This is a genomic window from Acetobacter papayae (assembly GCF_047721125.1).
In the GTDB taxonomy this organism is placed as follows: Bacteria; Pseudomonadota; Alphaproteobacteria; order Acetobacterales; family Acetobacteraceae; genus Acetobacter; species Acetobacter papayae.
Window position 1 is genome coordinate 30221 of record NZ_JBDNWF010000006.1, and the last position, 25751, is coordinate 55971.

Below are 25751 nucleotides of genomic sequence, written 5' to 3' on the forward strand. Positions count from 1 at the left end.
ACAATGCTCAGCCATATTCCCGAGGCCGCGCAGGATGCGGATGCCAATATCAAACTGGCAAAAGAGATTATCGGCAACTGCGTGCATTGCGGTGTCTGCCTGTCACGCTGCCCAACCTATGCTGTCCGTCATGAGGAAAATGATAGTCCGCGCGGGCGTATTTTCCTTATCAAAGGCATGTATGAAAAAGGGGGTGTGCCGGATGCCCGCACGGTCGAACATCTGGATCGCTGCCTGACCTGTCTGGCCTGCGAGGCCATTTGCCCGTCCGGGGTGGAATATTCGAAGCTGATTGCCCATGGGCGCGAATATGTCGAGCAGCATTACCGCCGCCCGCTGTTTCAGCGTGTGGTGCGCGAAAGTCTGATAAGGCTGCTGCCCAATGCCGGGCTGTTTCGCAAGGCGATTGCGCTGGGGCGTCTGGCGCGGCCTGCGCGGGGGCTGTTTTCAGGCACATTGCGCGCCATGATGGATATGGTGCCTGCCAGCCCGCTGCCAGCACCCAGCCCGGTGGATCGGCCCCAGACATTTACCGTCACACCTGGCACGATACGGCGCAAACGCGTGGCGCTGCTCAATGGGTGCGTGCAGACTGCTCTGGATACGGCCATTAATGAGGCGACAATCCGCCTGCTCCAGCGCCATGGGGTGGAAGTTGTCGTGGCGCAGGGTTCAGGCTGCTGTGGCGCACCTGCCGAGCATATGGGCGCAGAGGACAAGGCCCTGCCGTTGGTCAAGGCCAATATTGATGCATGGCTGCGTGAGGCCGATGGTCCCGAAGGGCTGGATGCTGTCATTATCAACACCTCGGGTTGCGGAACATCGGTCAAGGCTTATGGCCATGCCATGCGGCTTGACCCGCAATGGGCGGACAAGGCGGCCCGCGTATCGGCCATGGCGCGCGATATCAGCGAATTCATGACCGAAATCGGGTTGATGCCGCCTGCACGCCCCACCGGCCAGCGGATTGTCTATCACTCCGCCTGCTCCATGCAGCACGGTCAGCGTATTATCAACCAGCCAAAAGACCTGCTGCGCTCAGCCGGTTTTACGGTTCTGGATGTGCCTGAAGGCTATCTGTGCTGTGGCTCGGCGGGCACGTATAACCTGCTCCAGCCCGAGATTGCGCAGCAACTCAAGGAGCGCAAGGTGCGCAATATCCGCTCGGTTAACGCACTGGTTGCGGCTAGCGGTAATATTGGCTGCATGACACAGCTTGCCGGAGATGTTGGGATTCCGTTTGTGCATACAGTCGAACTTCTGGACTGGGCGACTGGCGGCCCCGAGCCCGCAGCACTGGCGAAAGCCCAGATTGCAGCCGGGTAAGAGGGGTGTGAGACCCGCGCGTAAGACTGATCGCGGGTTTCAGGTTTTTATTTGTGAGTGATTTATTCGATTGCGGGCATCGCTATGCCCGGCACGGGGGTGCGTATGAAAATCGGGTTGTTTGTTCCTTGTTATATTGATGCGTTTTATCCCAAAACAGGGATCGCTACGCTGGAACTTCTCGAAAAACTGGGACAGGATGTGGAATACCCGCTGGACCAGACCTGCTGTGGCCAGCCCATGGCCAATTCCGGCTGCAACAAGGACGCAGCGGCAGCCGAGGCGCTGTTTGTGAAAAATTTTGCGAAATATGATGCTATTGTCATGCCTTCAGGCAGTTGCGCGCATCATGTCAAAGACAATTTCGACGCCATTCCCCAGACGGATGAAGTGCGTCATGTTCGCAAAAACACCTATGAACTCGTCGAGTTCCTGCATGACGTGCTGAAGGTTGATGCGTTCCCGTGGGCTGAATTTCCCCACAAGGTCGGGCTGCATAACAGTTGCGGCACGCTGCGGGCTCTGCGCACTGCCAGCATGTCTGAACTGGGTGAGCCGTTTTTTTCCAAACCCATGGACCTGCTTTCCAAGGTTCGGGGCATTTCCTTTGCCACGCCACGTAGGCCGGATGAATGCTGCGGTTTTGGCGGCACGTTTTCGGTAACGGAAGAGGCGGTTTCAGCCAAAATGGGTGTGGACAAGGTGCGTGACCACCATCAGGCAGGGGCGGAATACATCGTGTCGGCCGATACGTCGTGCATGATGCACCAGCAGGGCTGCGCGGAGCGGGCAGGCGTGCCAATCCGCTTTATTCATATTGCCGAAATCCTGAACGGAGCACGGGCATGAAGGTCAAGCCAGTCAATCACGCGCGGGCGGCGGAGGCGTTCATAAAGGACACGCCGCACCTGACATTCCATGATGAACGTCTGTGGGATTTGCGCCAGAAGCGTGACCAGCAGATGCACGAACTGCCCGAATGGCAGGAACTGCGGACTCTTGCCTCGCAGATCAAGGAACACACGCTGGCTAACCTGCCCGACTATCTCGAGCAGTTTGAAACCAACGCGAAAAAGAATGGCATTCATGTCCACTGGGCAGCCGATGCCGCGGAACATAACCGGATCGTGGGCGAAATTCTTGAAAAGCATGGCGTAAAGTCGCTGATCAAGAGCAAGTCCATGGTGACGGAAGAGTGCAACATGCGCGAATATCTGGAGCCGCGCGGCGTTGTCGTTACCGAAACCGATCTGGGCGAGCGTATCCAGCAGCTTGATAACCAGATGCCCAGCCATATCGTGGTGCCAGCAGTGCATAAGCTGACGCCTGATGTGGCCAAGATTTTTGCAGAACACTACCATACCGACCCCAATGATGATGATCCGCAGTCCCTTGCGTGGTCGCAGCGTCTGGCGGCGCGGCCGGTTATTCTGGCGGCGGATGCGGGCATGACGGGCGGTAATTTCGTGGTGGCAGAAACCGGCTCTTTCGTGGTCTGCACCAATGAAGGCAATGCCGATCTGAGCGCTACCGTGCCGGGCCTGCATATTGCAACGCTGGGGATCGAGCGTCTGGTGCCGCGCATGGCCGATCTGGGTGTGTTCGTGCGCATGCTCTCGCGCAGTGCGCTGGGTTCGCCCATTACGCAATACACAACGCATTTCCGTGGCCCGCAGGATGGTAGCGAAATGCATGTGGTGCTGGTCGATAACGGGCGCTCGCACCGGCTGGGCATGGAAGATTTCTGGACTTCGCTCAAATGTATCCGTTGTGGGGCGTGCATGAATACCTGCCCGGTGTACAGGCGTTCGGGCGGACTGTCCTATGGGGCGGTATATTCAGGCCCTATCGGTGCGATTATTGATCCGACCTTCAATGAGCGTAAATACAGCACATTGCCTTTTGCCTCGACCATGAACGGCAGTTGCACCAATGTATGCCCGGTCAGGATCAATATTCACGACCAGCTTTACAAATGGCGGCGCGTGTTGGCCGAGCATCATGAACTGCCTTTCGTCAAACGTGAGGTCATGAACATGGCCGGGCGGCTGATGGGCCAGCCCAAGCTGTACCGTGCGGCCATTAGTGGCACGGAAACAGCGCTGGGAGTGTTGCCACGTTTTGCGCTGTATAACTGGCTCAACCCATGGGGCAAGAACCGCGAACTGCCTCACCCGGTCAAACAGACATTCCATAGCTGGTATAAGCAGAACCGCCTGAAGACCAAAAAGAAAGGGGAAGACGCATGAGTTCGCGTGATGCCATTCTGGCCCGCCTGCGTGACAACCGGCCTGACCCTGCGGCCCATCCCCTGCCGCCTGTTGCACGGCTGGGTAATATGGATGCAGGCCGCGCACGCTTTGAAAAAAGCCTGGCCCTGCTGGGCGGACAGGTGCTTGAGCCGCAGGTCGGTGAAAGCCTGAGCGCTGCTATTGCCCGCCGCTTTGCCGATGCGAAAATCATCTGTTCGGCTGTGCCGGATTTTGAAGGCACGGTGCGGATAGAAGAACTGGGCACCCCACAAAAAGCTGCCGAAGTGGATGTGCTGGTTGTGCGCGCGCCATTTGGCATTGCGGAAATGGGTTCTATTTTCCTGAGTGAAGCACAATTGCCGACGCTGAATTCCGCAGCACATCTGACGCAGCATATTGTGGTGATCCTCTCGGAAGCTACGCTTACGGCCAATATGCACACTGCCTATATCGAGCGGCCTGAATTTCATACCGCGCGTTATGGGGTGCTCATGAGCGGGCCTTCAGCCACAGCCGATATTCAGGGTGTGCTGGTGCGCGGCGCGCAGGGTGTGCGTACGCTCAGTGTCTGGTGGGAACCATAAGCGCCCGTAGCAACCGGGTGGGGGTTGCCTGCTGTTCGCGCTCTGATTGTATCGGGGCCGGGTGGCAGGTCAGTCCTGTGGGGTGACGCCCGGCAGTAGGCTGCTGGGTGCGTGGCCATGCCAGCGTGTGAAGGCGCGGGTAAAGGAGCTGCTTTCCGCATAGCCCAGCATGAAGGCGGTCTGGGCGACGGAAAAACGGCCTGATTGCAGGTAATGCACGGCCTGTTGCTGGCGTGTTTCCTCAACAAGCTGGCGGTGGCTGGCATTTTGGTCTGCCAGCCGCCGCTGGAGTGTCCATGGCGGGCAGCCCAGTTCTTCGGCTACGGCGGTAATAGATGGATATCCCTGCGGCAGAAGGTGGATAATAACCTGCCGCGCCGTTTCCAGAATATTGCGTGTTTGTGTGCGTGTAGTTTTTTCCGCCTGAATGTTCAGCAGGCTGCTTCTGGCAGTGCAGAACAGGATACTATCCGCATCGGGCATGGGGGTGCTGAGCACCGATGCCGGAAACAGCAGGGCGTTGGAACGCCTGCCGAAATGCACTGGGCAACCGAAAGCCTGCCCGTGGTCCTGCCTGTCCTGTGCTGCGGCTTCGTGGCGGAAATGCACCTCGGTGGGGGCCCATGTCGGGCCCATGGCGGCTTTGATCAGGTTGCAGAAAACCGCCAGAGAGAGTTCGCTATCATGGCGGTGGTTGCTCAGGTTGGGCGCGTCCACACTATATTCCAGCACACAGACCCCGCGCCGGATCTGGCTGCTGACAGTGCTGTTGTCCTGATGAACGGAAAAGAAGCTGGCCAGATTGTCCAGCGCATCGCCCAGAGTGGGGGCTGACAGGGCCAGATAGCCCAGCAGGCCCAGACGGCTGGGAGCAAACTGGTGGCCGAACCACAAGCCAAAATGAGTCGTGCGCGTGCTGTGTGCCGCGTAGTCCAGTGCCTGACAGTAGGTGTCCAGAAAGACCATGTCCGAGGGGGCGCACTGGCGCGGAACAGCCAGTCCGGCTTGACCGAAAACGTCAGTCGGGTTTCCGCCACGCTGGCGGATGAACGTGTCGAACCCGTGAACAACGGAGGCCAGAACAGTGGTGGAAAACCTGTCCGGGCCAAAGGGGGCCTGTGCCAGTTGTGTCATGTTCAAGCCTGCAAGGTCATGTCTGCCTGATGCAAGGGACAGGCATGCAGGATAGCGCATGAGAGGCAGGCTGCGTCAAATCATTTCTATCATGGAACATGTGGCGGCGTGGCAGAGGGTCATAGTCACCGGCATTCTGTCATCAAATGGCATGAGATTGTGACCGTCTGCCATTAAATGCCAGCACGGCGGAGGCATACACTGAATGCATCATCAGCCTCATTACGGGGCAAGGCAGGGAGTGTAAGATGACCGATCCGTATCTGGCGGGATTCAGCGACAAGGCAGCGGTTCTCGCGGCCTCGGAACGGTACTGGAACCCGGACAAAACCCGTTTCTGGCAGGAGGCTGATGTGCCGCTCGTAATCGGGCGGCGCGAAGGCTATGTCCTGACCGATATCAACGGGCATGAACTGATCGATGTGCACCTTAATGGGGGCACCTATAACCTTGGCCACCGTAATCCCGATCTGATCAAGGCGCTGACAGACGGGCTGGCGTATTTTGATATCGGTAACCACCATTTTCCATCGCCCTCGCGCACCGCGCTGGCTATGAAACTGCTGGCCCTGTCAGGGCAGCCTTTCGAGCGTGTGGCCTATGCCACAAGTGGGAGCGAGGCGATTGACCTTGCTATTAAATCCGCGCGGTTTGCGACTGGACGGCGGCGGATCATTTCCATCCGCAAGGCCTATCATGGCCATACAGGGCTTGCCGTTGCCACGGGCGATGAGCGCTTCAGCCGCCTGTTCCTTGCGGACAGGCCAGAAGAGTTCGAGCAGGTGCCCTTTAATGATCTTGACGCCATGCGCACGGCCCTGCGGGCGGAGCCAGCCGCGGCTGTCATTATGGAAACCATTCCGGCTACCTACGGTTTTCCGTTGCCTGAGCCGGGTTACCTCGCCGCGATCCGCGCCCTGTGCGATGAAACGGGTGCATTGTACATTGCCGATGAGGTCCAGACCGGGCTGATGCGTTCTGGCGCGTTGTGGGCCATTTCGCGCCAGAATGTGCAGCCTGATATTCTTGTGACATCCAAAGGGCTAGGTGGGGGTATCTACCCGTTTGGCGCACTGTTGATGACAAAGGCAGCCGGTGGCTGGCTTGACCGTGACGGCTTTGCCCATATGTCCACCTTCTCCGGGTCTGAGGTTGGGTGCCATGTGGCATCCGCCGTGCTGGATATCACCACCAGTGAGCAGACCGTGGCCAATGTGCATGCTGTTATCAAGCAGTTTGCGCAGGGGCTTGCGGATATCCGTTCGCGCCATGCGGACTGGTTTGTTGGTATTCGTCAGGAAGGGCTGATTATCGGTCTGGAATTCAACGATGCGCAGGGCGCCAAACCCGTCATGCGCGAGCTTTACAAGCGCGGGGTCTGGGCCATTTTCTCCACGCTTGATCCGCGCGTCTTGCAGTTCAAGCCCGGCTTGCTTCTGACATCCGGGCAGGTGGGAGACATTCTGCAACGGCTGGAAGATGCCGTGGTGGCCAGTGCCCCTGTCATGAGCGAAAGGGTGTGAGCATGAGAGACGCCGCTTGGCAGGAAACATCATGGAAGTGGTATGAAAACACGCAGGCGTTTTTGCCGCTCTATGGTTTGCATGAAAACTCACGCTGTACATTGCTGAGCTTTTCTGAAAATGCCGTCTACCGGGTAGAAGGGCCCGGTGGTGTGGTGCATGTATTACGCCTGCACCGGCCACATTACCGCGAAATTGCTGAAATTCAGGCTGAAATCACGTTTATCGACCGCCTGATAGAAGACCGCGTGTTGCAGACTCCCCCGGTTTTGCCCGCTGTGGACGGCAAAAAACTGGTTATTATCGGGAGTGGTGAGCGCGAACAGCATGCGGTTCTGTTCCGGTATTTTGAAGGCCATATGCCTCAAGCCGATGGTCTGGACAGGGATTTTTTCAGACTTGGGATCATTTCCGCCCGGCTGCATGACTATACGTATGCCAATGCAACCCTTAACAGCCTTGAGCGCCCGCAATGGACGGTCGCTACCACCATTGGCGAACAGGCCATGTGGGGGTGCTGGAAACATAACCATGCCATGAGTGCCGAGCAGCATCAGGTTCTGGAGGCGGCAGACCAGATGGTGCGCCGCAGGCTGGCCGCCTATGGCAGGCCGGATAATCGCTGGGGACTGCTGCATGGGGATATGCGTCTGGCCAATATCCTGTCCAACAAGGAAGAGATGTGCCTGATCGATTTCGATGACTGCGGGTTTAGCTGGCACATGTATGAGCTGGCCTGTGCCTGCACGTTTAACGAATACGGGCCGGATATAGAAAGCCTGTGCAGCAACTGGGTGCAGGGTTACCAGAGCCAGCGCGCACTTGATGATGCGGATGTGGCCATGATCCCGACCATGCTCATGCTCCGCCGGCTGCTGATGGTTGGCTGGTTTGCAACCCACCGCCATTCGACCGAAGCACAGGCGCTGGAAGATGGTTTTGTGGAAACATCGGTGGTTATGGCGAAAGACTATTTGAGCGGTGGTTTTCTGTCGGATCTGGTGTCGAGATCCGCCGCAGCCTAGAGCATATGTTTTTTGTTATGCATTATATTTCCATATCGTAATAATATGTGACTGTCGGCAGGCATGCTGCATCATTGGCCATGCCTGCGGGGTTTGTGCGGCGGAGGGTAAGCATGTTCAGGTCTCTCGAAGGGCGTACGGTGCTTGTTACAGGCGGCACCCGGGGCATCGGGCGCGGTATTGCCGAGCGTTTCGGGCAGGTAGGCTGTCAGGTGGCCGTTGTTTCGCGCAAAGCGGAAGATGCGCAGGCGGTTGCCGCTGCCATTGGGCCAAAAGCCTTGGGATTTGGTGTGGATGTATCGTCCGGCGCTGACTGTGAAACGCTGGTCGAGCAGGTTGTAAATGCTTTCGGGAGTGTGGATATTCTCTGTGCCAATGCGGGGATTTTCCCATCTGCCACGCTGGAGACCATGACCGAGGAAGACTTCGATCATATCATGGCGGTCAATCTGCGCAGTTTGTTTACCTGCACGCGCGCGGTGTTGCCGGTCATGAAGAAAAAAGGCTGGGGGCGTATCGTCGCAACATCGTCTGTGACTGGCCCTATCACCGGTTTTCCGGGCTGGGCGCATTATGGGGCGTCCAAGGCTGGGCAGATGGGTTTTTTACGCACGGCAGCGATAGAACTGGCCCCGCATGGCATTACCATCAACGCGGTCATGCCCGGTAATATCCGTACCGAAGGGCTGGATAGTCTGGGTGATGAATATCTGAGCGCCATGGAGGCATCCATTCCCATGGGGCGTTTGGGCTCGGTTATGGATATTGCCAATACCGCGCTGTTTCTTGCCTCGGAGGAGGCAGGCTATATTACCGGGCAGGGTATTGTTGTTGATGGTGGGCAGGTTTTGCCGGAATCTGCCATGGCTTTACCTCAGCATCCATAACCTGTTACGCGCAGGCCACGCTGCGGGGCTAACCCGCGCCGCGTGGTCTGCGGAGTGTATCAGTCGCGCACGCGTTCGATTTGCGCACCGCAGGCTGCGAGTTTGCGTTCCACAGCTTCATAACCACGGTCAAGATGGTAAACGCGGCTCAGGATTGTCTCGCCATGGGCGGCAAGGCCCGCGAGAATGAGCGAGAACGAGGCCCGCAGGTCTGTCGCCATGACAGGAGCGCCCGAAAGCCCATGCACGCCACGGATAATGGCGGATGATCCATGCACGTTGATGCGCGCGCCCATGCGGTTGAGTTCAGGCACATGCATGAAACGGTTTTCAAAAATCGTTTCCGTGATCATGGAAGCCCCGTCCGCCACAGAAAGCAGCGCCATGAACTGGGCCTGCATGTCCGTGGGGAAGCCGGGATAAGGCTCGGTCATGATATCGATACCACGCAGGGCGCCGGTGCGCCGCACCCGCATGGTGTCGCCTTCCTGCGTGACTTCCACGCCGGTTTCTTCCAGTGCGCGCACCACAGCACCCAGATGGTCGACATGCCCACCCACCAGACGCAGGTCACCACCGGTAATGGCGGCAGCGCAGGCATAGGTGCCGCACTCGATACGATCAGGCATGATCCGGTGCTCGGCCCCGTGCAGTGCTTCCACCCCTTCGATGGTGATGGTACCGCTGCCAGCGCCCTGAATACGCGCGCCCATGGCGTTCAGGCAGTTAGCCAGATCAACCATTTCAGGCTCGCGCGCGGCGTTAATGATTTCCGTGCGGCCTTTTGCAAGGGTCGCGGCCATCATCAGGTTTTCGGTCGCCCCGACAGAGGCAAAGGGCAGGATAATGCGCTCGCCCTTCAGACCGTGTGGGGCGCGGGCGTTGATATAGCCGTTTTCGAGGGTGATTTCGGCCCCGAGCGTTTCCAGCCCTTTCAGGTGCAGGTCAACCGGGCGGGTGCCAATGGCGCAGCCTCCGGGTAGGGACACCCGCGCATGGTGGCAGCGCGCGAGCAGCGGCCCCAGCACGAGAATGGATGCCCGCATTTTGGAAACAATGTTGTAAGGCGCTTCTGTATTCGTAATATCGCCACCCACGGACAGGGTGGAGCCATCGCCCTTTACGTCTTCCACGCTCAGCCCATGCTGTACCAGCAGGGCGCGCATGGTGGCGATATCGGCAATATGCGGCACATTGGACAGCACCAGCCGTTCAGGCGTGAGCAGCCCTGCGACCAGAAGTTTCAGCCCCGCGTTTTTGGCCCCACCAATCACGATTTCCCCATGCAGGGGGCGACCACCATGGATAATGAAACGATCCATCGGGTTACATCCGGGGCGTGGCAACGCCACGCTGGCCCATATATTTGCCGGCCCGGTCCGCATAGCTGGTCTCGCACGGAGAGTCGCCCTTGAAGAACAGGAACTGGCAGATGCCTTCATTGGCGTAGATACGCGCGGGCAGGGGGGTGGTGTTGCTGATTTCTATCGTAACCTGCCCTTCCCACTCGGGCTCAAGCGGGGTCACGTTCACGATAATGCCGCAGCGCGCATAGGTGGACTTGCCCAGACACACCACCAGCACATCGCGTGGGATACGGAAATATTCGATCGTATGCGCCAGCACGAAGCTGTTGGGTGGGATAATGCACTCATCAGCCTTGCGCGAGACAAAGCCTTCAGGGCTGAAGTTCTTGGGGTCGACAATGGCGTTGTTCACGTCGGTAAAAATACGGAAATCATCCGCCACCCGCGCATCATACCCGTAGGAAGACAGGCCGTAGGAAATCACGCCCTCGCGCTTCTGGTTTTCCACGAAGGGTTCAATCATCCCGTGGTCGGTGGCCATTTTGCGGATCCAGGTATCAGGCATCACGGGCATGGTTTGGGCTTTCCTGTTTCAGGGCGGGCGGAAGAAGTGGGGGCGGCGGCGCTGTCGTTTTCCTGCCTGCTGCGGGCCTGCGCCTTGCGGCGGAGCAGGTTGGCGCGCAGGGCGGCGGCCTGTCTGTCCAGACGTTCAGCGTGGGCGGCCTGTCCTCTGGCGGAAAGGCGCGAAGTCGTATCACGCCCGGTGGATGGATCGCTGCTTGGGGCCGCTGCGGGCGCTGTTTTGTCTGTGGGTTTGCTCATGAAGGGAGGCGGCAGGCCAGTCGCGCGCGGTTAAAGGGAAACAGTCTGCTGAGTAGCAGAGGTGGCCTGCCATGCCTAGAGCGTGTCGTGTGTTGTCCTGTCGGGTACCATGTTCTGCGCGGTTTAGTGCGCAAGCCCCGGAAAGGTCGCCTTAAGCCCGGCAATGACCATGCCAACGGAAATGGCTAGCAGGATCATCCCCATAAGCCGCGTTGTAATCGTGCGCATTGTCTCGCTCATGACCCTGCCGATTGCGGCGGCAAAAAACAGCGTCACAAACAGGATCAGCAATATGCCCGCGATAATGCCGCCTATTTCCATCATGTCGGTTACGGAGCTGCCGGACCCGGTATAAATGATGGTGGTAGCGATGGTTCCCGGTCCGATCACCAGCGGGAAGGTAAGGGGGTAAAACGCCAGACTGGACAGGTTTTGTGCCTGTGCCTGCTCGTGATCACTACCCTGATGGGACGTAATGGTGCTGCCATTGAGCATGGACCACGAAATCTGTGCGAGCACGATCCCTCCCGCCACGCGGAACTGGTCAATGGTAATGCCAAAAAAGCCAATGATCTTTTGCCCGGCCAGCAGAATGATCAGACACATGATGGCGGAATAGACCGTAACCTTGAAGGCCAGAGCGCGCTGCTGGCCCGCAGAAAACCCCGCCGTCATGGCAAGAAAGACGGGCAGACTGAGAAACGGGTTCATGACGGCCAGAAATGTGCCGAGCGCCTTGATAATTTCCGTATGATCCAAGGGTACGTATCTTTCGCGTTCTGTGTTTACGCGCTGGACGATGGCATAAGATACGTATGAGAGACCACCCGCTTTGTGCGGTGTGGCGCCGTTACATGGCTCTCTGGCAGGGCCGGATAGGCTGCGGATCTGTCTTTTGGCCCTGCACTAGCCCATTGCCGGGCATGGTGCAGGGTTTTGTGGCCCCGGGTGGAAAAACCCGGAGCATGGTGTTTACAGGTTGGCGATAACTTTCAGCCCCATAGCGGCGGAGTTGGGAATGTTATGCGTCTCGCCGGGGTGGATCATGTACTGGAATTCCGGCTGGATGATCAGGCCCGGCAGCGCGTCAATGCTGTAATAGGCTTCAATCACGTGAGAGTCGTTCTGCACGCCATGTACCCCCAGAGAAAGGTTCATGTCCTGCGCGATCATCTGGCTTTCACGCCGGCGGTCGCTGACCTTGTACCAAGAATACAGCACGCCAAACCGGTCCGTCAGGCGTGAGGGAATGACCCCCACCATCGAAAAGCCGCCATAGACTTCGTCAGACACGTTTACGGCGCGTGGTGTCACATGCACATAACCGGCCATCAGATACCCACCGGCCATCTGGTTACGGCCACCAAGGCGGTAGACCATCTGATCGGTTTCAAGCCAGAACATGTCGCTCGGCCCTGAGTGGACACCGGGCATGCTGTTCACCACGGCGGCAGGCAGCGCGGTGCTGATCTTGTCCGCATAGCGGGTCGTGTCATGCGCGTAACCCAACACGTAATGTCCGGGCAGACGGTTACGTGTGAGGAAGGGTTCCCATGTGAACTCAATCGGCAGCGACAGGCCGGTTGCATTTTCAGCACCCCATGCCCAGCCCGAAGGGTTGTCGCTCAGCGCGCTTACAGAATACGCACCCACCTGCAAAGCCGTATCCCGCGTGGGGCGGAAGCGCAGCCGTGCGCCCCATGTAGCCTTGGGATACACGCTGAAACCGGGGTTCTGCTTCAGAGCCACAGGGGCCGAGCAGGTGACCTGGAACGAGCACAGCAGTGGCGATGTCGCAAACACATGGGTGAGCGACATACGACCAAAGATCAGGTCCATGGTGTTGTTGCGGAATTTTTTCTCGGCATACATGTCCACCAGATGGGCGGCCACGTTGCCTGAGAGGGTATACACTTCCTGCAAAGCCACGAACTGCTCACCCACGCGGTTCTGGTAAGCCTTGCCCGCGCGTTCCATGACGAGCGTATGCACGGACCAGCCGTTCAGGCTGGGTGCCATCTTGCCGAGGTCGAACGTGCTCTGCAGGGTCAGTTCATGCACATAGCTGTTGCCGTGTTCGTTCGGCAGCCCGCCTGAAAACAGCCCCATCCATTCACCCTTGTAGGATAGGGAGAAGGAAAAGCCCTTGTCTTTCAGTCGGTTGCGGAACGGCATCAGCGGTTCCACAAGGTGGCCGGTACCTGCGGTGGGCACGTAGTAGGGGTCGTCCAGATCCTTGTCGCGCTGGGCGTCGAGCCATGCGGGCAGCAGGGCGGAAGGCCCTTCACCCTTGGAGATGGCGTCGAGTTCGATCTGGTGGAAAGAGTGCTTGATTTCAGATGGCACGATCGGGAGCATGCCAAATGGCGACTGACCGCTGATCGGCAGCACGGGCACGCCGCTTGGCGGAATGGGCGTATTGGCCGGGCGCTTGATAGCGGCGGGGTCCGGGCCAAGCATTTCCGCATCAAGCGGCGCTGCGGTGACGTGCACAATGCTCACTGGTTTGCCAGATGCCGCGGTGGCTGCCTGTGTTGTTGTGGTGGTCGCCAGAGGTGCCGTAGGTGCGGCAAAGGCAGCAGGCATGTGCCACAGGGCGGCCAGCGCCAGTGAACTGCAGCCTGCGTTACGTGTTGAAAAAGCACGGGGAGCAGCCGCGCGCCGAGCAGCGCGGCTTGAGAAGAAACGAGACATTCCGCGTCCTGTTGCTATCTGCGTCTGATGAAAATCGAGGGCGTTCAGAACCGTCTAGGCTGACGGCAAACAGACAGGGACGACACCGGCAGGTGCCGTACACAGAGTGAAGAGTAACGGGCGGAACAAAAATACCTGAGCCATGGAACCAACTTTCATTATTGTTTTTTTGGTATGTCGGCCCTCAGAAAAAACCAGAACTCCGGGTATGGGTCAAGGGGAGTTGCGCAATAATATTACAAAAAACAAAAAAATAAGGACATAAAATTAAAAATATTACGCTAATTAGGTTTTTATGGCAAAATTACAACAGTCGGCGTGACTACCCTGCACGGGCCAGATCCTGCCAGCCGCACAATTGCGTGTGCGTGCGCGCCAAAGCCTGCCGAAAGCCATCCGAACAGAGGGCTTCCAGTTCCTTGTCATGTTCATAGGTGGGCATCAGCCGTTGCAGCAGGGTATTTTTATGCGTGGCGGGATGGAAATAGATCTCGGACACGCCTTCTGGCAGGTGCATTGCCAGTGCCGCCATGCGCTCGGGGGTCATATGCCCACTCCAGGCCAGACCAAAGCACCAGTCATTGGTCATCATGCCCGCTTTGCGGGCCTGATAGCGCAGGAGCTTTGTCCAGCGACGCAGGATGGCATCGCCCAGCGTATCAGGCTGCGTGCCGGATGCGAAAGCTAGCGGGCCGGGGGGTTCAATGGGAATGCGCACGGCATTCAGCCCGTAGCCTTTGCCAATCTCGATCATCAGGCGGCCAACAGTCGGGTGCAGGTGCATGTGCTTGTGGGCGTTGGCATGGTCCAGCCGCAGGCCTGTACGCCTGAAAGCTTCAAACTGGGCGGTAATTTCGCGCCTGAGTTCCCGCCGGCCCTCGGGGAGAAAGAAATACTCGACTCCCAGCCCCAGTTGCGAGGAAGACAGCCACCCGTCCGGGCCGGTAATCAGGGGGAGTTCGGCATGGCTGAGCGTGGCCGGGCCTTCGATCGTGACAAGGTGCAGCCCGACATTAAGCGTGGGCAGGCGCTTTGCGCGCTCCACGGCGTCCTGTGCGGCAGCACCGGCGACCATCAGGCTGGCAGTGGAAAGCAGCCCCTGACGATGTGCGATTTCAATGGCTTCATTCACTTCGACAGACATGCCGAAGTCATCAGCGGAAATAATGGCGCGTTTCATGGCGGGAACTCCGTGCGCCCGCTATGGGGGGCAATGAGAGGCGCCGGGTAGGGCGGGCCGATCCGCGCGCCTGACAGGGGGGCTGGGCATGAACTACGCCACGCAAACGCCTTGCTACAAAATAAAATCCCCCACAGACCTTGCGGTGTGTGGGGGGGCAGTAACCTCAGGCGGCCTTGCGGTCCTTGAGGAACTGGAAGAACTCGACGCCTTCGCGCAGGCGGCGCTTGAGCATCTGCGGCGAGGTGATCATTTCCCCAAGGATGGAGGCGATCTTCGGCGCGCGGAAGTAGAACTTCTTGTAGAATTCTTCAACGCTGTTGAAGATTTCCGTGTGGGAAAGATGGGGGTAGTGCAGCGGTGCGATCTGCACGCCGTTTTCGTCCAGCAGTTCGGCGTTGCTTTCGTCCAGCCAGCCGTTTTCGGTGGCCTGCTGGAACAGGGCCGTGCCGGGATAGGGAGCGGCCAGAGAAACCTGCAGCGTGTGCGGGTTGATTTCCTGCGCGAAGCGGATGGTTTCCTGAATGGTTTCCTGCGTTTCGCCCGGCAGGCCCAGAATGAAGGTACCGTGGATCTTGATCCCGAGTTCATGGCAGTTCTTGGTGAACTCGCGCGCGACTTCAACGCGCATGCCCTTTTTGATGTTGTGCAGGATCTGCTGGTTGCCGCTTTCGTAACCGACCAGCAGCAGGCGCAGGCCGTTGTCACGCAGCACCTTCAGGGTGTCGCGCGGCACATTGGCCTTGGCATTGCACGACCAGGTAACGCCCAGCTTGCCCAGTTCGCGCGCAATGGCCTCGGCGCGGGGCAGGTCGTCGGTGAAGGTGTCGTCGTCGAAGAAGAATTCCTGCACCTGCGGGAAATACTGCATCGCCAGACGGATTTCAGCCGCCACGTGCTGCGGGCTGCGGGTGCGGTAGCGGTGGCCACCCACGGTCTGCGGCCACAGGCAGAAGGTGCAACGCGATTTGCAGCCACGGCCCGTGTAAATGGAGATGTAGGGGTGCTTGAGGTAACCGATGAAGTAGTCTTCAATCCGCAGGTCGCGCTTATAGACTTCCGTGACGAAGGGCAGGCTGTCCATGTCTTCGATCATGGCGCGGTCGCGGTTGGCGACAATCTCACCGTTCTTGTTGCGCCAGGTGATGCCGTCCACATCCTTAAAGTCCATGCCGTCGGCAATGTCCTTGATGGTGAAGTCGAACTCGTTGCGGGCAACGAAGTCGATAGGCGCACCCTTGAGCATGCTTTCTTCAGGCTGCACGGCAACCTTCGCGCCCACCATCCCGATCTTCAGGTTGGGGTTCACGTCCTTGAGCATCTGCGCCACCTGCACATCCTTGGCAAAGGACGGGGTGGAGGTGTGCAGGATCACCAGATCGCGGTTTTTCACGTCTTCAAGAATGGGCTCCATGCCCATGCGTGCGGGGGGGGCGTCAATCAGGCGGCTGCCAGCCACCAGCGCCGCAGGCTGTGCCAGCCAGGTCGGGTACCAGAAGGACTTGATTTCGCGCCGGGCCTGATAGCGTGAACCTGCCCCGCCATCAAAGCCGTCAAAGGTGGGAGGCTGGAGGAAAAGGGTTCTCATCGTCATCTGTTTGTGTCCTGACAGGAAAAGGCTGTGTAGCGGGCTGCGGCCAGTTGGCCGGAAAGACCTCGGTCTGCTTTGGGTAGGGAATTACTCTGGCCCGTGAGGGGAAAGCAAGTCCTGCGATGCCAGCCCTAGCGTCCGGTGGAGAGACTCCGCGGGGCTGGAGCCGATGCGGCAGGGTGGGGAGCGACGTGCATGGTCTGCCCGCGCCAGTGGACTTCAGTGCCGCTGGCACTGCCGACCATGATCGCAGCGGAAAGCCAGTCTCGCAGGGGGAGCAGCAGCATTGGCCAGAGCGCGCGTGCCCCCACGGAGCGGTCGATCAGGTATGAAGTCAGCGCCCGCACGGCCCAGATTGCCCAGAAAAAAGGCAGGGACCACGCCGCATGTGGCTGAAAAGCCACGCAGAGCAGGGCCCAGAAAAGCGGGAGTTGGATGGAAGACGCAGCATAGCCCGCTGGGGCCAGTGCGCAGACAGTCCGGCCCCAGCGCAGTTCATGGCGTAACAGGTCTGTCACACTGGATTCGGCAATGGTGGTCCAGGTCATACATCCGGCAATGGCGATGTTCTGGCCATGCCGCAGGATAAGCCTGCCCAGCAGGGCGTCATCCGCCACATGGGGTAGCAGGGCTTCCAGCCCGCCCACGGCTTCCAGCGTGGTGCGCCGCAGGGCCATGGTGGCCCCAAGGCAGTCCTGCCTGCCCAGATAGCGCGAGAGCATGACGCCGGGCAGGAAGTTGTGGTTGATCTGGCAGGCGGCCAGCTTCTGCACCACGGTATTGGCCGAGGTCAGGCCCGCGTACAGCGTTGTGACCAGCCCCGTGCGGGGGGTCTGCAACGCTGCGACAATCTGGCGCAGATAGTCCGGGCTGACATGGATATCGGAGTCGGAAATCACCAGCACATCATGCCGCGCATAGGGCAGGATGTTCATCAAGTTGCTGATTTTGCGGTTCAGCCCGTGCAGGACGGGGTTGACCACCAGCCGCATGTCCAGCCGCGGGTAGCGTGCCTGTAAACGCTGGACAATGGCCACTGCGGGGTCATCTGCCTCGCGCACGCCGAACAGGATCTGCATATGCGGGTAGTCCTGCGTGCAGAAGCTTTCAAGTGCTTCTTCCAGCAGGGGCTCCGAGCCGTATAGGGGCTTGAGAACCGTAACAGGTGGCAGCACTTCGGTCAGGGGGGCGCTGCGCTCACGCTGGCGGAAGCGCGCCAAAAGGCCTGCCCCCAGAGCGGACTGGACACAGCCCGTGACGGCCAATGCCGCGCTGACAGCCGCCAGAACAGGGAAGACACCGGTTGTCATGCCTGTGCCTCTTCCTGCCCGACGTTATATCCTGCCTTGTGTCTGCCACACCGCACGCTGGTGGTCCTGTCCGCTGTTGTGACTCAGTTGCTCGAGTAATTCTGAACCTTGCGCTCCAGAACGGCAATCAGCCCCGCTACACCGCCAGAGGCCAGTGTGGAACTAAAATCCGCGCGCTGGGCGGCTGCCTGACTGATATGGGCGTCACTCAGCAGAACGTCCGTAATACGCCAGCTACCGTTTTCCTGATGCACGATATAGCTCAGTTCGGTCGGCGCGGAACCATCATCGCCACCAACATGGGTCACGACAATCTTGCCGCCGCCCGCCGGGGCATCCGCAATGGTGGGGGAAACGGAGAACTGGACATCCGAACCGGGCTTGAAGCTCGAGACGTAACGCGCAACCGTGTAGTTGCGGAAAGCCGCCAGAAGCTTCTGCTTTTCATCGTCGTTCAGGGCGTTGTAGCGCAGGCCGACCGATGCCTTGAGCACGGCTGTCAGGTCATAGGACTGGTCAATGGCCGGAGCCACGATCTGGCTACGCTCAGCGAAGCTGCTATGGGCTTTCTGGACTGTGTCCAGTGCCTTGTAGAGAATCTGGACAGGAGCCGCAGGTGCGTTATCCGCGGCAGATTGCGCCATGGCAGCAGGGACGGAAACTCCATGCCCGGCCACCGGAAGGACTGCGATACCAAGGCTGAACGCCAGGGCCGCACGGAAGGAAATGCGTGTCATGGTTTTAAGATGTCGTTCCCGTAAGGCGGTTTGGCAAGTTCGCTGCAAGCATGCCACCGATGTTTCCCGTGTTTAGGCCGTTTTGGGCTTTCAGGTCTACGCCGAGCGCTGCGAGAGCGGTAGCGACGATATGGGGTGCGTCGAGGCCGGCCTCGGCATACTGGGCTGGCTGTGTGTTGTGGTCGATAAAGCGGTCTGGCAGGGTCATGGGGCGGAAGCGCACCTGATCCAGCAGGCCGGTGCGCGCCAGATGGTGGCACACCAGCGAGCCAAAACCGCCTTCAGACCCTTCCTCGATCGTAATCAGCACCGCATGGTTGCGGGCGAGGTTTTCCAGCAGCGCCGTGTCCAGCGGCTTGGCAAAGCGTGCATCCGCAACCGTGGGGGCAAGGCCCTGAGCAGCAAGAATATCCGCCGCCTGCAGGCAGTCCGCAAGCCTTGGCCCGAGCGAGAGAATGGCAACGCCACCCTTTTCCGCACCGGACTGGCGGCCCATCTCGCGCACGATCCGCCCACGCCCGATTTCCAGCACCGTGCCAGCAGCAGGCAGATCCAGACCCAAACCATTGCCACGCGGGTAGCGCAGCGCCAGCGGGCCTTCGTCAAACGCAACGGCCGTGGCCGTCATGTGCAGCAGTTCAAGCTCGTCAGACGGCGCCATGATGGTCATGCCCGGCAGGCAGCCCAGATAGGCAATGTCGAACGACCCCGCATGCGTGGCTCCATCCGCCCCCACCAGACCGGCACGGTCGATGGCAAAGCGCACGGGCAGGTTCTGCAGCACCACATCATGCATCACCTGATCATAGGCGCGCTGCAGGAAGGTGGAGTAAATGGCGCAGAACGGCCGCAGCCCTTCGGAGGCCATGCCCGCCGCAAAGGTGACGGCATGCTGCTCGGCAATACCCACATCGAAAAAGCGCTCGGGGTAGTTCTTGGCAAAGGCGTCCAGCCCCGTGCCCGAAGGCATGGCGGCGGTAATGGCGGCAACCCGCTCATCCTGCCCGGCAAGGCGCACCAGCTCACGCGCAAACACAGATGTATAGCTGGGCGGGCCAGCAGGTCCCTTGCTCTGCTCGCCTGTGACCACATTGAACTTGGCAACCGCGTGATACTTATCGCCCGCGTTTTCAGCGGGGCGGTAGCCATGGCCTTTTTCCGTGATCACATGCAGCAGGATCGGGCCGTTATCCGTATCGCGCAGGTTGCGCAGGATGGAAATGAGCTGCGGCAGGTCATGCCCGTCCACCGGGCCGACATAATACATGCCCAGTTCTTCAAACAGCGTGCCGCCGGTGATCATGCCGCGGGCATATTCATCCGCCTTGCGGGCCGTGCGCTCTACCGGGGCAGGCAGCTTCTTGACGAAACGCCCGGCCAGTTCACGCAGGCCCATGAACTTGCGCGAGGACATCAGCCGCGACAGGTAGTTGGACATCGCCCCCACAGGCGGGGCGATGGACATCTCGTTATCGTTCAGGATCACGATCAGCCGTTCCGCACCCGGCCCGGCAACGGAGGCGTTGTTCATCGCCTCATACGCCATGCCAGCCGAAATCGAGCCGTCGCCGATCACCGCGATCACGTTGCGCTCACGGTAGGAGGCATCGTCCTTGGCGCGCAGGTGGTGCGCCACGGCCATGCCCAGACCGGCCGAAATGGAGGTGGAGGAATGGGCCGCGCCAAACGGGTCGTATTCACTCTCGGAGCGGCGGGTAAAGCCCGACAGCCCGCCGGGCTGGCGCAGGGTGCGGATGCGCTCGCGCCGGCCGGTCAGAATCTTGTGCGGGTAGGCCTGATGGCCCACATCCCAGATTACCCGGTCATCGGGCGTATCGAACACCGCGTGCAGGGCTACCGTCAGCTCGACAACACCCAGCGATGCACCAAGATGCCCGCCCGTGGTCGAAACCGCGTCAATCGTCTCCGCACGCAGCTCGTCCGCTACCTGAACAAGCTGGTCAACCGAGAGGTTCCTCAGGTCAGACGGATACCGAACGCGATCCAGACCAGAAAAACGGCCAAACGTCGGAATCCGCTCAAACGCGTCCTTGTCCTGCGCACTGTCCATGTGATCGCTTCCATCTTCTTGTTGTTGGCAGGGACGGGCCTGCGTAGTGTTCTGGGTTAATGGCTACCCGCGAGCCTGTATCTGTTGATGCGGGATTTATGGTTCTGGTTTAATGTTTCTGCCAGAAACGCAAGCATAGAAGTAAATCTGGCGGATGAATGTGTCTTTTTTGCAACGCTCTGTGGAAAACACTTGAGCTTGACAAAACACCCCACCTATATGCAGGCCAGTATCTTCAATGCAGGCGGTACCGTGTCCCATGGCTGTTTCCATCAGGCAGCATGGGGCGGTACGCCGTGTTACTTTGACACACTGAACGAGTTTTCCTGAGTTACGATAAGGGTGTCCGGTTAAGGCGCCGAAGCGGGGGTTTATGGCTGTACCGATAATGCAGGCCGTCAGGGTCGGCAGCTACGTTGTCAAACAGCATATTACAGGACGCAAGCGTTACCCGCTTGTACTTATGCTTGAGCCGCTTTTCCGTTGTAATCTGGCCTGCGCGGGCTGCGGCAAGATCGATTATCCGGCGGCCATCCTCAACCAGCGCATGACGGTGCAGGAATGCCTCGATGCTGATGCCGAGGCAGGCGCGCCCGTTATTGCCGTGGCCGGTGGCGAGCCGCTGCTGCACAAGGAAATGCCGGAAATCATCCGTGGCCTGATCGCCCGGAAGAAATACGTCTATCTGTGCACGAACGCGCTCCTGCTTGAGAAGAAGATGGACGAATACGAGCCGTCTCCCTTCTTCTCGTGGGATGTGCATCTCGATGGCGACAAGACCATGCACGATGCCTCCGTCTGTCAGGATGGTGTGTACGAACGTGCCGTGGCCGCCATCAAGAAGGCGAAGGCGCGCGGGTTCCGTATTTCCATCAACTGCACGCTGTTTGACGGGGCTGATCCCAAGCGCGTGGCCTCCTTCTTTGATGAAGTGATGGCCATGGGTGTGGACGGTATCATGACCGCGCCGGGCTATGCTTACGAGCGCGCGCCTGATCAGGAACACTTCCTGAACCGCCAGAAAACAAAGCAGCTCTTCCGCGATGTTTTCCGTCTGGGCAAGGGCAAGAAGTGGCGCTTCACGCAGTCCCCGCTGTTCCTGAACTTCCTGGCGGGCAACGAGCAGTATCACTGCACGCCGTGGGGCAAGCCGCTGCGTAACGTGTTCGGCTGGCAGCGTCCTTGCTATCTGCTGGGTGAAGGTTACGCCAAAACCTTCAATGAGCTGATGGAAGACACCAAGTGGGACGACTACGGCACCGGGAACTACGAAAAATGCGCCGACTGCATGGTGCATTCCGGTTATGAGTCCACGGCTGTCATGGATGCGGTGCGTCGGCCCTGGCACATTGCCAAGGTGGCACTGTTCGGGCCTGAAACCGAAAAGCCGATGGCGCCGGAAATCTCGCTGGCTAACCAGCGTCCGGCCCAGTACGTCTTCTCCAAGCAGGTAGAAGAGCAGATGGACGCCATTGCGGCCCGCAAGCCCGCCAAGGCGCCGCGCGTAAAGGTGATCCGCACCGAAGGTGCCAATGACGCCGAAGTGAAAGCCGAAACCTCTGCGGAATCCACCGCAGCGGACTGATACGCTGGCAGTATTGCTCGCGAATCGCGCGGATTGAATAGGGCGGCTCCGATCTGGAGCCGCCCTTTTTCGTGTCGGGTGGATAAAAGCATACCATTTTTGTCCGCTTTATGGTTGGGGCAGGCATACAATCCCCGCATGGGTTTTTGCCCCGTCGCTCTGCAGGCGTGTCGCAGCCTCGGGGCTTCGTAGCTGGTATCCTGCCGGATCATCTCTTATCGTGGCGCAGCTTCGTGTGATCGCACGGGGTGGTTCTGTGCTGGGGTGTGGTTTCGGTTCATGCTTGTCTCTCTTCTTGTCATTCTGTTTCTGGTGGTGCTGAACGCCATTTTTGCCATGGGTGAACTGGCGCTTATTTCCGTTCGGAAACCACGTCTGGCCAAGCTTTATGAAAATGGCGTGTATGGGGCGGACCGGGCGCTGCGTCTGGCGGAAGACCCACAGATATTTCTGCCCACCGTGCAGATCGGCATGACGCTGGTCTCGATTCTCGAAGGAACCTTCGGCGGGATCAAGATCGAGGCGCGCCTGACACCCGTTCTGGAGCAGATCCCTGCCTTGCGGCCCTTTGCCCCCCAGCTTTCCATGGTGCTGGTGGTTATGGTGATTACGGTGCTCATGCTGGTGCTGGGTGAGCTGGTGCCCAAGCAGCTTGCCCTGCGTGAGCCCGAGATTGTCGCAGCGCGACTGGCCCTGCCGCTCGAAATTCTGGCGAACGTTACGCGCCCGGTCGTGTGGCTGCTGCGGCAGTCATCCAATCTGGTGTTGCGTCTGGTAGGGGCGGCGGATGCCGTCAACCGGACCCTGACGGAAGATGAGCTGAAAGCCTATATTGCCGAAGGTGCTCGTCTGGGCGTGCTGGAGCATGAAGAGCGCACGATGATCGAGCGCATGCTCCGTCTGGCAGACAGGCCCGTGCGCGCGATCATGACCCCCCGCACCGAGCTTTACTGGATAGACCGCCATGCCGGGCGTGAGGCGCTTGTCAGAGCGCTCAAGCAGACAACCTATGCCCGGATTGTCGTATGCGAAGGTGGGATGGATAATCCTGTTGGCGTGGTGCTGGCCAAGGATATGCTCGACCGTATGCTTGATGGCATGCCTGCTTCCATTGAGGCCGGCCTGCGCCCCATGGTGGTGGTGCCGGACAGCATTTCCGCCCTGGACATGCTGGCACGTATGCGGGGCATTCCGCTCGGCATGGCTTTTGTGTTCGATGAATATGGCGCGTTTGAAGGGATTGTTACCGCATCCGACCTGTTTGACGCCATTGTGGGGGAAACAGGGCACGAACCCCAGCAGATGGCGCATGCCACCACCCTGCCGGAACAGGATGCGGTGCTGACGCTCGAAGGTACGGAATCGGCGGATGAGGTGAAAGACAGGCTGGGCCTGCGTATGCTGCCTGAAGAAGGGAGCTACCACACACTTGGTGGGCTCATTCTGGCCCTGTTGCGGCGCGTGCCTGCTGCGGGCGACAAGGTGGCGTATGAAGGCTGGCTGTTTGAGGTGCTGGAAGTAGAAGGCCGCAGGGTAACCCGTGTGCGGGCCAGCAGGCAGGCGCTGGCGGAAAACTGAAAGCAGGAACTGGAGCCGTAAAACGCAGAAGGCGGGCTGGGTGTAACAGGGGAGAACCCCCGCTACATCCAGCCCGCCTTCTGGCGTTTTAGCCGTTCAGTGCACGGTGTGGGCTAGTGCCCTTTCCTGTGCGAAGCTGGGCCAGTCGCCTTTTGACAGGGCTGTCAGAGACGGGGCGGGAAGCTTCATCTTGCTGGCGTAGCGCCACAGATAGGTGAGGGTGCGGTGCACGTAGTCGCGTGTTTCCACATTGGGCAGCAGCTCGATATACAGCAGAGGATCAGCCGGTGCGGCCCCTGTGTTTTCCCAGTGGGCAAGGGCTGCGGGGCCGACATTGTAGCTGGCCAGCAGGCGGATCATGTCGCCACCTTCCGCATCCGTATGGCTGGTCTGGTGGGTAAGCTGCGCCAGATAATGCACATAGCGCTGCCCGATTTCCAGATTGATACCCGGATCATGCAGCGCGGAGGAGGTGCGCTCATAGTAGTGGGTATTGCTGGAGGGGGAGCTGCTGGTCACGAAATCCGCCGTGGTGGGGCGGATCTGCATCAGCCCCTGTGCGCCAGCACCGGAAACGGCCCGGGGGTCGAAATTGGATTCAACACGGGCCAGCGCGTAAACCAGAGCCGGGTCCATGGTAAAGCCATGGCGTGGATGGAATGGCGGCAGTGGCGCATCATCCGCCGTGCGGGTATGGGTATCCCCGGCCCGCAGGGCTTCGGCCATTTCGTTGGAAAGATCGTGCAGGCCCGCACTGTTGGCGACGAGCTGGAAGGCTCGGGCCAGAGTGACATCATGCAGGTCCGGCCAGACACGTCGGATCACATTTTCAGCCTGTGCGTTCTCACCGACCTGCAGGAGCGCAAACACGCGCCGCCCGGCATCGGTAGCCCCTACGGCTTCGATATCGATTTCGGTCAGCACCGGGTTGGAAACGGCACCGGTATTGGCGGCTTCCATGGGGGCGAAGCCCGCAATATGCCCGCTTTCAGCCGGATGGTCGGTATCCCCCCGCTCTTCGGTCAGGCTGGTGCGCTGGAGTATGCCAGTGCCCAGAAGGCCGTAGAACGTGTGCGGGAAGGCAGCAGCCCGTTGCAGCCACAGGTGGCGGTTATGGGTGTTGCCGAGCTTTTTGTAAGCGCGTGCAGCCCAGAAAGCGCCAGCCGCTTTCATGTCGGGCTCGGCATGGGAGGCACGTGACGTGTTCTTGAAGAACTGGGCGGCTTCGGCCCATTCGCCTTTCTGCCACAAAGCGAGACCCGCCATGAAGGCGGCCAGGGCGTTATGTTCGTGTGATTCTTCAAAGGCGTTGCGGCTGATATCTAGCGCGATATCGGTTTCGCCTTCGGCCAGCAGGGCCTGAGCGGTTTCCGCCTGAAGCTGCGAGGCATAGGCCGGCGTGATGCCCGGCGTGATGCTGATAAGGTGCAGGGCGCTTCTGGCTCCCTTTAGACCGGCATTGGTGCGTTCATGCACCGTGCGGTCCAGCAGGGGATTGCGCGAGAAGTCCTGCGTTCTGGGGGCGGAGGCCAGCGCCATATGCTGCGGGGCCAGCCTTTCGGCGGGCGGCGCAGGGGGCAAAGGCCCACCACGATCCGGCAGGGCGGCCAGTCTGGCCCAGATAGCAGGTGCATCGGCATAGCCGGTGTACTGCTTGAGCCAGTTCCGCAGTTCGGTCGCGCTGGGGTGGTAGGCCGGGTTGAGATAACGGTCGGCTTCCAGCTCACCCAGCAGGGTTGAATCTGTCAGATGGGTTGTGGCGTTGATCGCCTCAGCAAAGGAACCCTGATGTTGCAGGCGGAAAATAGCGCGGATTTCTGCCGCTATTTCAGGGGGAAGAGGTTTTGGTAGGGCAAGATCATCTCCTTCTGGAAACGCCGGACGTGGCACGACCATGGCCAGCTGCTCATCGCTGTATGGCTCGTGCCCGTTTTCCGGGGGCTTGGCATTGGCTCTCGTCATGCCGACGGAAGCGCTGGCCAACAGGGCGGCACTGGCCAGTATGGCCTTTGCCGCGATCTGATGGGGGATATGACCTATCGCTCGCATAGCAGGCGCGGTCTAAGCGCTTCGCGTTCAAAAAGCAAGTTTCATGTTTGTAAGCATCAAAAAGGGAGCGCGTAACACTCATTTCGAGACTGGTTG

21 protein-coding genes are annotated in these 25751 nt (G+C 59.5%); 9 read left to right on the forward strand and 12 right to left on the reverse strand.

The genetic code is table 11. The annotated features are described in order from the left end of the window. The first annotated feature begins 3 nt into the window (after window positions 1-3). From glcF to ABF757_RS03440, 4 genes are all read left to right on the forward strand, one after another. Window positions 4-1326 carry a glycolate oxidase subunit GlcF gene (gene glcF / locus ABF757_RS03425; RefSeq protein ID WP_415480920.1) on the forward strand — a complete coding sequence of 441 codons (1323 nt, stop codon included), beginning with the start codon at window positions 4-6 and terminating at the stop codon, window positions 1324-1326. A 105-nt stretch (window positions 1327-1431) separates the two neighbouring features. Next, window positions 1432-2175, forward strand: coding sequence for a (Fe-S)-binding protein (locus tag ABF757_RS03430; protein ID WP_415480980.1), 744 nt, complete (start codon window positions 1432-1434; stop codon window positions 2173-2175). After that, window positions 2172-3575, forward strand: a complete 1404-nt coding sequence (locus ABF757_RS03435) for a lactate utilization protein B (RefSeq protein ID WP_415480921.1) — start codon at window positions 2172-2174, stop codon at window positions 3573-3575. Before ABF757_RS03430 ends, ABF757_RS03435 begins: the two co-directional genes overlap by 4 nt. Then, on the forward strand, window positions 3572-4162 hold the full coding sequence (locus tag ABF757_RS03440; protein WP_415480923.1) for a LutC/YkgG family protein: 591 nt from the start codon (window positions 3572-3574) through the stop codon (window positions 4160-4162). The genes ABF757_RS03435 and ABF757_RS03440 overlap by 4 nt, the downstream gene beginning before the upstream one ends. A gap of 69 nt (window positions 4163-4231) precedes the next feature. Here the strand turns inward: ABF757_RS03440 and qhpR are convergent, their stop codons facing one another. After that, complete coding sequence (gene qhpR, locus ABF757_RS03445; RefSeq protein WP_415480925.1) at window positions 4232-5296, reverse strand: AraC-like transcriptional regulator QhpR; 1065 nt, start codon at window positions 5294-5296, stop codon at window positions 4232-4234. Between the two features lie 248 nt (window positions 5297-5544). Between qhpR and ABF757_RS03450 the strand changes: the two genes are divergently transcribed. The 3 genes from ABF757_RS03450 (at window position 5545) to fabG (ending at window position 8731) form a co-directional block, all read left to right on the forward strand. Next, the gene (locus ABF757_RS03450) at window positions 5545-6819 is read left to right on the forward strand and encodes a class-III pyridoxal-phosphate-dependent aminotransferase (protein WP_415480927.1); all 1275 of its coding nucleotides are present in this window, start codon (window positions 5545-5547) and stop codon (window positions 6817-6819) included. A gap of 2 nt (window positions 6820-6821) precedes the next feature. After that, window positions 6822-7844 (forward strand): phosphotransferase enzyme family protein, encoded by a 1023-nt coding sequence (locus ABF757_RS03455; RefSeq protein ID WP_415480928.1) that lies wholly within the window; start codon window positions 6822-6824, stop codon window positions 7842-7844. A 113-nt stretch (window positions 7845-7957) separates the two neighbouring features. Further along, on the forward strand, window positions 7958-8731 hold the full coding sequence (gene fabG / locus ABF757_RS03460) for a 3-oxoacyl-ACP reductase FabG (RefSeq protein ID WP_415480929.1): 774 nt from the start codon (window positions 7958-7960) through the stop codon (window positions 8729-8731). A 59-nt stretch (window positions 8732-8790) separates the two neighbouring features. On the opposite strand, the gene murA is transcribed toward fabG, so the two are convergent. From murA to dxs, 10 genes are all read right to left on the reverse strand, one after another. After that, a complete protein-coding gene (murA, locus tag ABF757_RS03465) occupies window positions 8791-10053 on the reverse strand; it encodes a UDP-N-acetylglucosamine 1-carboxyvinyltransferase (RefSeq protein ID WP_415480931.1) in 1263 nt (420 codons plus the stop codon). Window positions 10054-10057: 4 nt separating this feature from the next. Then, window positions 10058-10612 carry a dCTP deaminase gene (gene dcd, locus ABF757_RS03470; protein ID WP_415480932.1) on the reverse strand — a complete coding sequence of 185 codons (555 nt, stop codon included), beginning with the start codon at window positions 10610-10612 and terminating at the stop codon, window positions 10058-10060. Beyond that, entirely contained in the window at window positions 10603-10860 is a 258-nt protein-coding gene (locus ABF757_RS03475) for a hypothetical protein (RefSeq protein WP_415480934.1), read from the reverse strand. The genes dcd and ABF757_RS03475 overlap by 10 nt, the downstream gene beginning before the upstream one ends. A 123-nt stretch (window positions 10861-10983) precedes the next feature. Beyond that, window positions 10984-11619, reverse strand: a complete 636-nt coding sequence (locus ABF757_RS03480; protein WP_415480935.1) for a MarC family protein — start codon at window positions 11617-11619, stop codon at window positions 10984-10986. Between the two features lie 213 nt (window positions 11620-11832). Beyond that, window positions 11833-13554, reverse strand: coding sequence for a carbohydrate porin (locus tag ABF757_RS03485; RefSeq protein ID WP_415480936.1), 1722 nt, complete (start codon window positions 13552-13554; stop codon window positions 11833-11835). A 322-nt stretch (window positions 13555-13876) separates the two neighbouring features. Next, complete coding sequence (gene hpnK / locus ABF757_RS03490) at window positions 13877-14734, reverse strand: hopanoid biosynthesis-associated protein HpnK (protein WP_415480938.1); 858 nt, start codon at window positions 14732-14734, stop codon at window positions 13877-13879. 166 nt (window positions 14735-14900) lie between these two features. Next, window positions 14901-16328, reverse strand: coding sequence for a hopanoid biosynthesis associated radical SAM protein HpnJ (hpnJ, locus tag ABF757_RS03495; protein ID WP_025861050.1), 1428 nt, complete (start codon window positions 16326-16328; stop codon window positions 14901-14903). A gap of 128 nt (window positions 16329-16456) precedes the next feature. After that, window positions 16457-17635 carry a bacteriohopanetetrol glucosamine biosynthesis glycosyltransferase HpnI gene (hpnI, locus tag ABF757_RS03500; RefSeq protein ID WP_415480939.1) on the reverse strand — a complete coding sequence of 393 codons (1179 nt, stop codon included), beginning with the start codon at window positions 17633-17635 and terminating at the stop codon, window positions 16457-16459. An 83-nt stretch (window positions 17636-17718) separates the two neighbouring features. Further along, window positions 17719-18372 carry an ABC transporter substrate-binding protein gene (locus tag ABF757_RS03505; RefSeq protein ID WP_415480940.1) on the reverse strand — a complete coding sequence of 218 codons (654 nt, stop codon included), beginning with the start codon at window positions 18370-18372 and terminating at the stop codon, window positions 17719-17721. Window positions 18373-18376: 4 nt separating this feature from the next. Then, on the reverse strand, window positions 18377-20443 hold the full coding sequence (dxs, locus tag ABF757_RS03510; protein WP_415480941.1) for a 1-deoxy-D-xylulose-5-phosphate synthase: 2067 nt from the start codon (window positions 20441-20443) through the stop codon (window positions 18377-18379). A 373-nt stretch (window positions 20444-20816) separates the two neighbouring features. On the opposite strand from dxs, the gene hpnH reads away from it, so the two are divergent. Beyond that, on the forward strand, window positions 20817-22028 hold the full coding sequence (gene hpnH, locus ABF757_RS03515; RefSeq protein WP_025861705.1) for an adenosyl-hopene transferase HpnH: 1212 nt from the start codon (window positions 20817-20819) through the stop codon (window positions 22026-22028). Window positions 22029-22307: 279 nt separating this feature from the next. Then, entirely contained in the window at window positions 22308-23606 is a 1299-nt protein-coding gene (locus ABF757_RS03520) for a hemolysin family protein (protein ID WP_025861704.1), read from the forward strand. Between the two features lie 96 nt (window positions 23607-23702). Here the strand turns inward: ABF757_RS03520 and ABF757_RS03525 are convergent, their stop codons facing one another. Next, window positions 23703-25655 (reverse strand): transglycosylase SLT domain-containing protein, encoded by a 1953-nt coding sequence (locus ABF757_RS03525; protein ID WP_415480943.1) that lies wholly within the window; start codon window positions 25653-25655, stop codon window positions 23703-23705. Between the last annotated feature and the right edge of the window lie 96 nt (window positions 25656-25751).

Coding starts and splice junctions, on each gene's coding strand:
- glcF (WP_415480920.1), top strand. CDS start 4: ATGCTCAGCCATATTCCCGAGGCCGCGCAGGATGCGGATGCCAATATC.
- ABF757_RS03430 (WP_415480980.1), top strand. CDS start 1,432: ATGAAAATCGGGTTGTTTGTTCCTTGTTATATTGATGCGTTTTATCCC.
- ABF757_RS03435 (WP_415480921.1), top strand. CDS start 2,172: ATGAAGGTCAAGCCAGTCAATCACGCGCGGGCGGCGGAGGCGTTCATA.
- ABF757_RS03440 (WP_415480923.1), top strand. CDS start 3,572: ATGAGTTCGCGTGATGCCATTCTGGCCCGCCTGCGTGACAACCGGCCT.
- qhpR (WP_415480925.1), bottom strand. CDS start 5,296: ATGACACAACTGGCACAGGCCCCCTTTGGCCCGGACAGGTTTTCCACC.
- ABF757_RS03450 (WP_415480927.1), top strand. CDS start 5,545: ATGACCGATCCGTATCTGGCGGGATTCAGCGACAAGGCAGCGGTTCTC.
- ABF757_RS03455 (WP_415480928.1), top strand. CDS start 6,822: ATGAGAGACGCCGCTTGGCAGGAAACATCATGGAAGTGGTATGAAAAC.
- fabG (WP_415480929.1), top strand. CDS start 7,958: ATGTTCAGGTCTCTCGAAGGGCGTACGGTGCTTGTTACAGGCGGCACC.
- murA (WP_415480931.1), bottom strand. CDS start 10,053: ATGGATCGTTTCATTATCCATGGTGGTCGCCCCCTGCATGGGGAAATC.
- dcd (WP_415480932.1), bottom strand. CDS start 10,612: ATGCCCGTGATGCCTGATACCTGGATCCGCAAAATGGCCACCGACCAC.
- ABF757_RS03475 (WP_415480934.1), bottom strand. CDS start 10,860: ATGAGCAAACCCACAGACAAAACAGCGCCCGCAGCGGCCCCAAGCAGC.
- ABF757_RS03485 (WP_415480936.1), bottom strand. CDS start 13,554: ATGTCTCGTTTCTTCTCAAGCCGCGCTGCTCGGCGCGCGGCTGCTCCC.
- hpnK (WP_415480938.1), bottom strand. CDS start 14,734: ATGAAACGCGCCATTATTTCCGCTGATGACTTCGGCATGTCTGTCGAA.
- hpnJ (WP_025861050.1), bottom strand. CDS start 16,328: ATGACGATGAGAACCCTTTTCCTCCAGCCTCCCACCTTTGACGGCTTT.
- hpnI (WP_415480939.1), bottom strand. CDS start 17,635: ATGACAACCGGTGTCTTCCCTGTTCTGGCGGCTGTCAGCGCGGCATTG.
- ABF757_RS03505 (WP_415480940.1), bottom strand. CDS start 18,372: ATGACACGCATTTCCTTCCGTGCGGCCCTGGCGTTCAGCCTTGGTATC.
- dxs (WP_415480941.1), bottom strand. CDS start 20,443: ATGGACAGTGCGCAGGACAAGGACGCGTTTGAGCGGATTCCGACGTTT.
- hpnH (WP_025861705.1), top strand. CDS start 20,817: ATGGCTGTACCGATAATGCAGGCCGTCAGGGTCGGCAGCTACGTTGTC.
- ABF757_RS03520 (WP_025861704.1), top strand. CDS start 22,308: ATGCTTGTCTCTCTTCTTGTCATTCTGTTTCTGGTGGTGCTGAACGCC.
- ABF757_RS03525 (WP_415480943.1), bottom strand. CDS start 25,655: ATGCGAGCGATAGGTCATATCCCCCATCAGATCGCGGCAAAGGCCATA.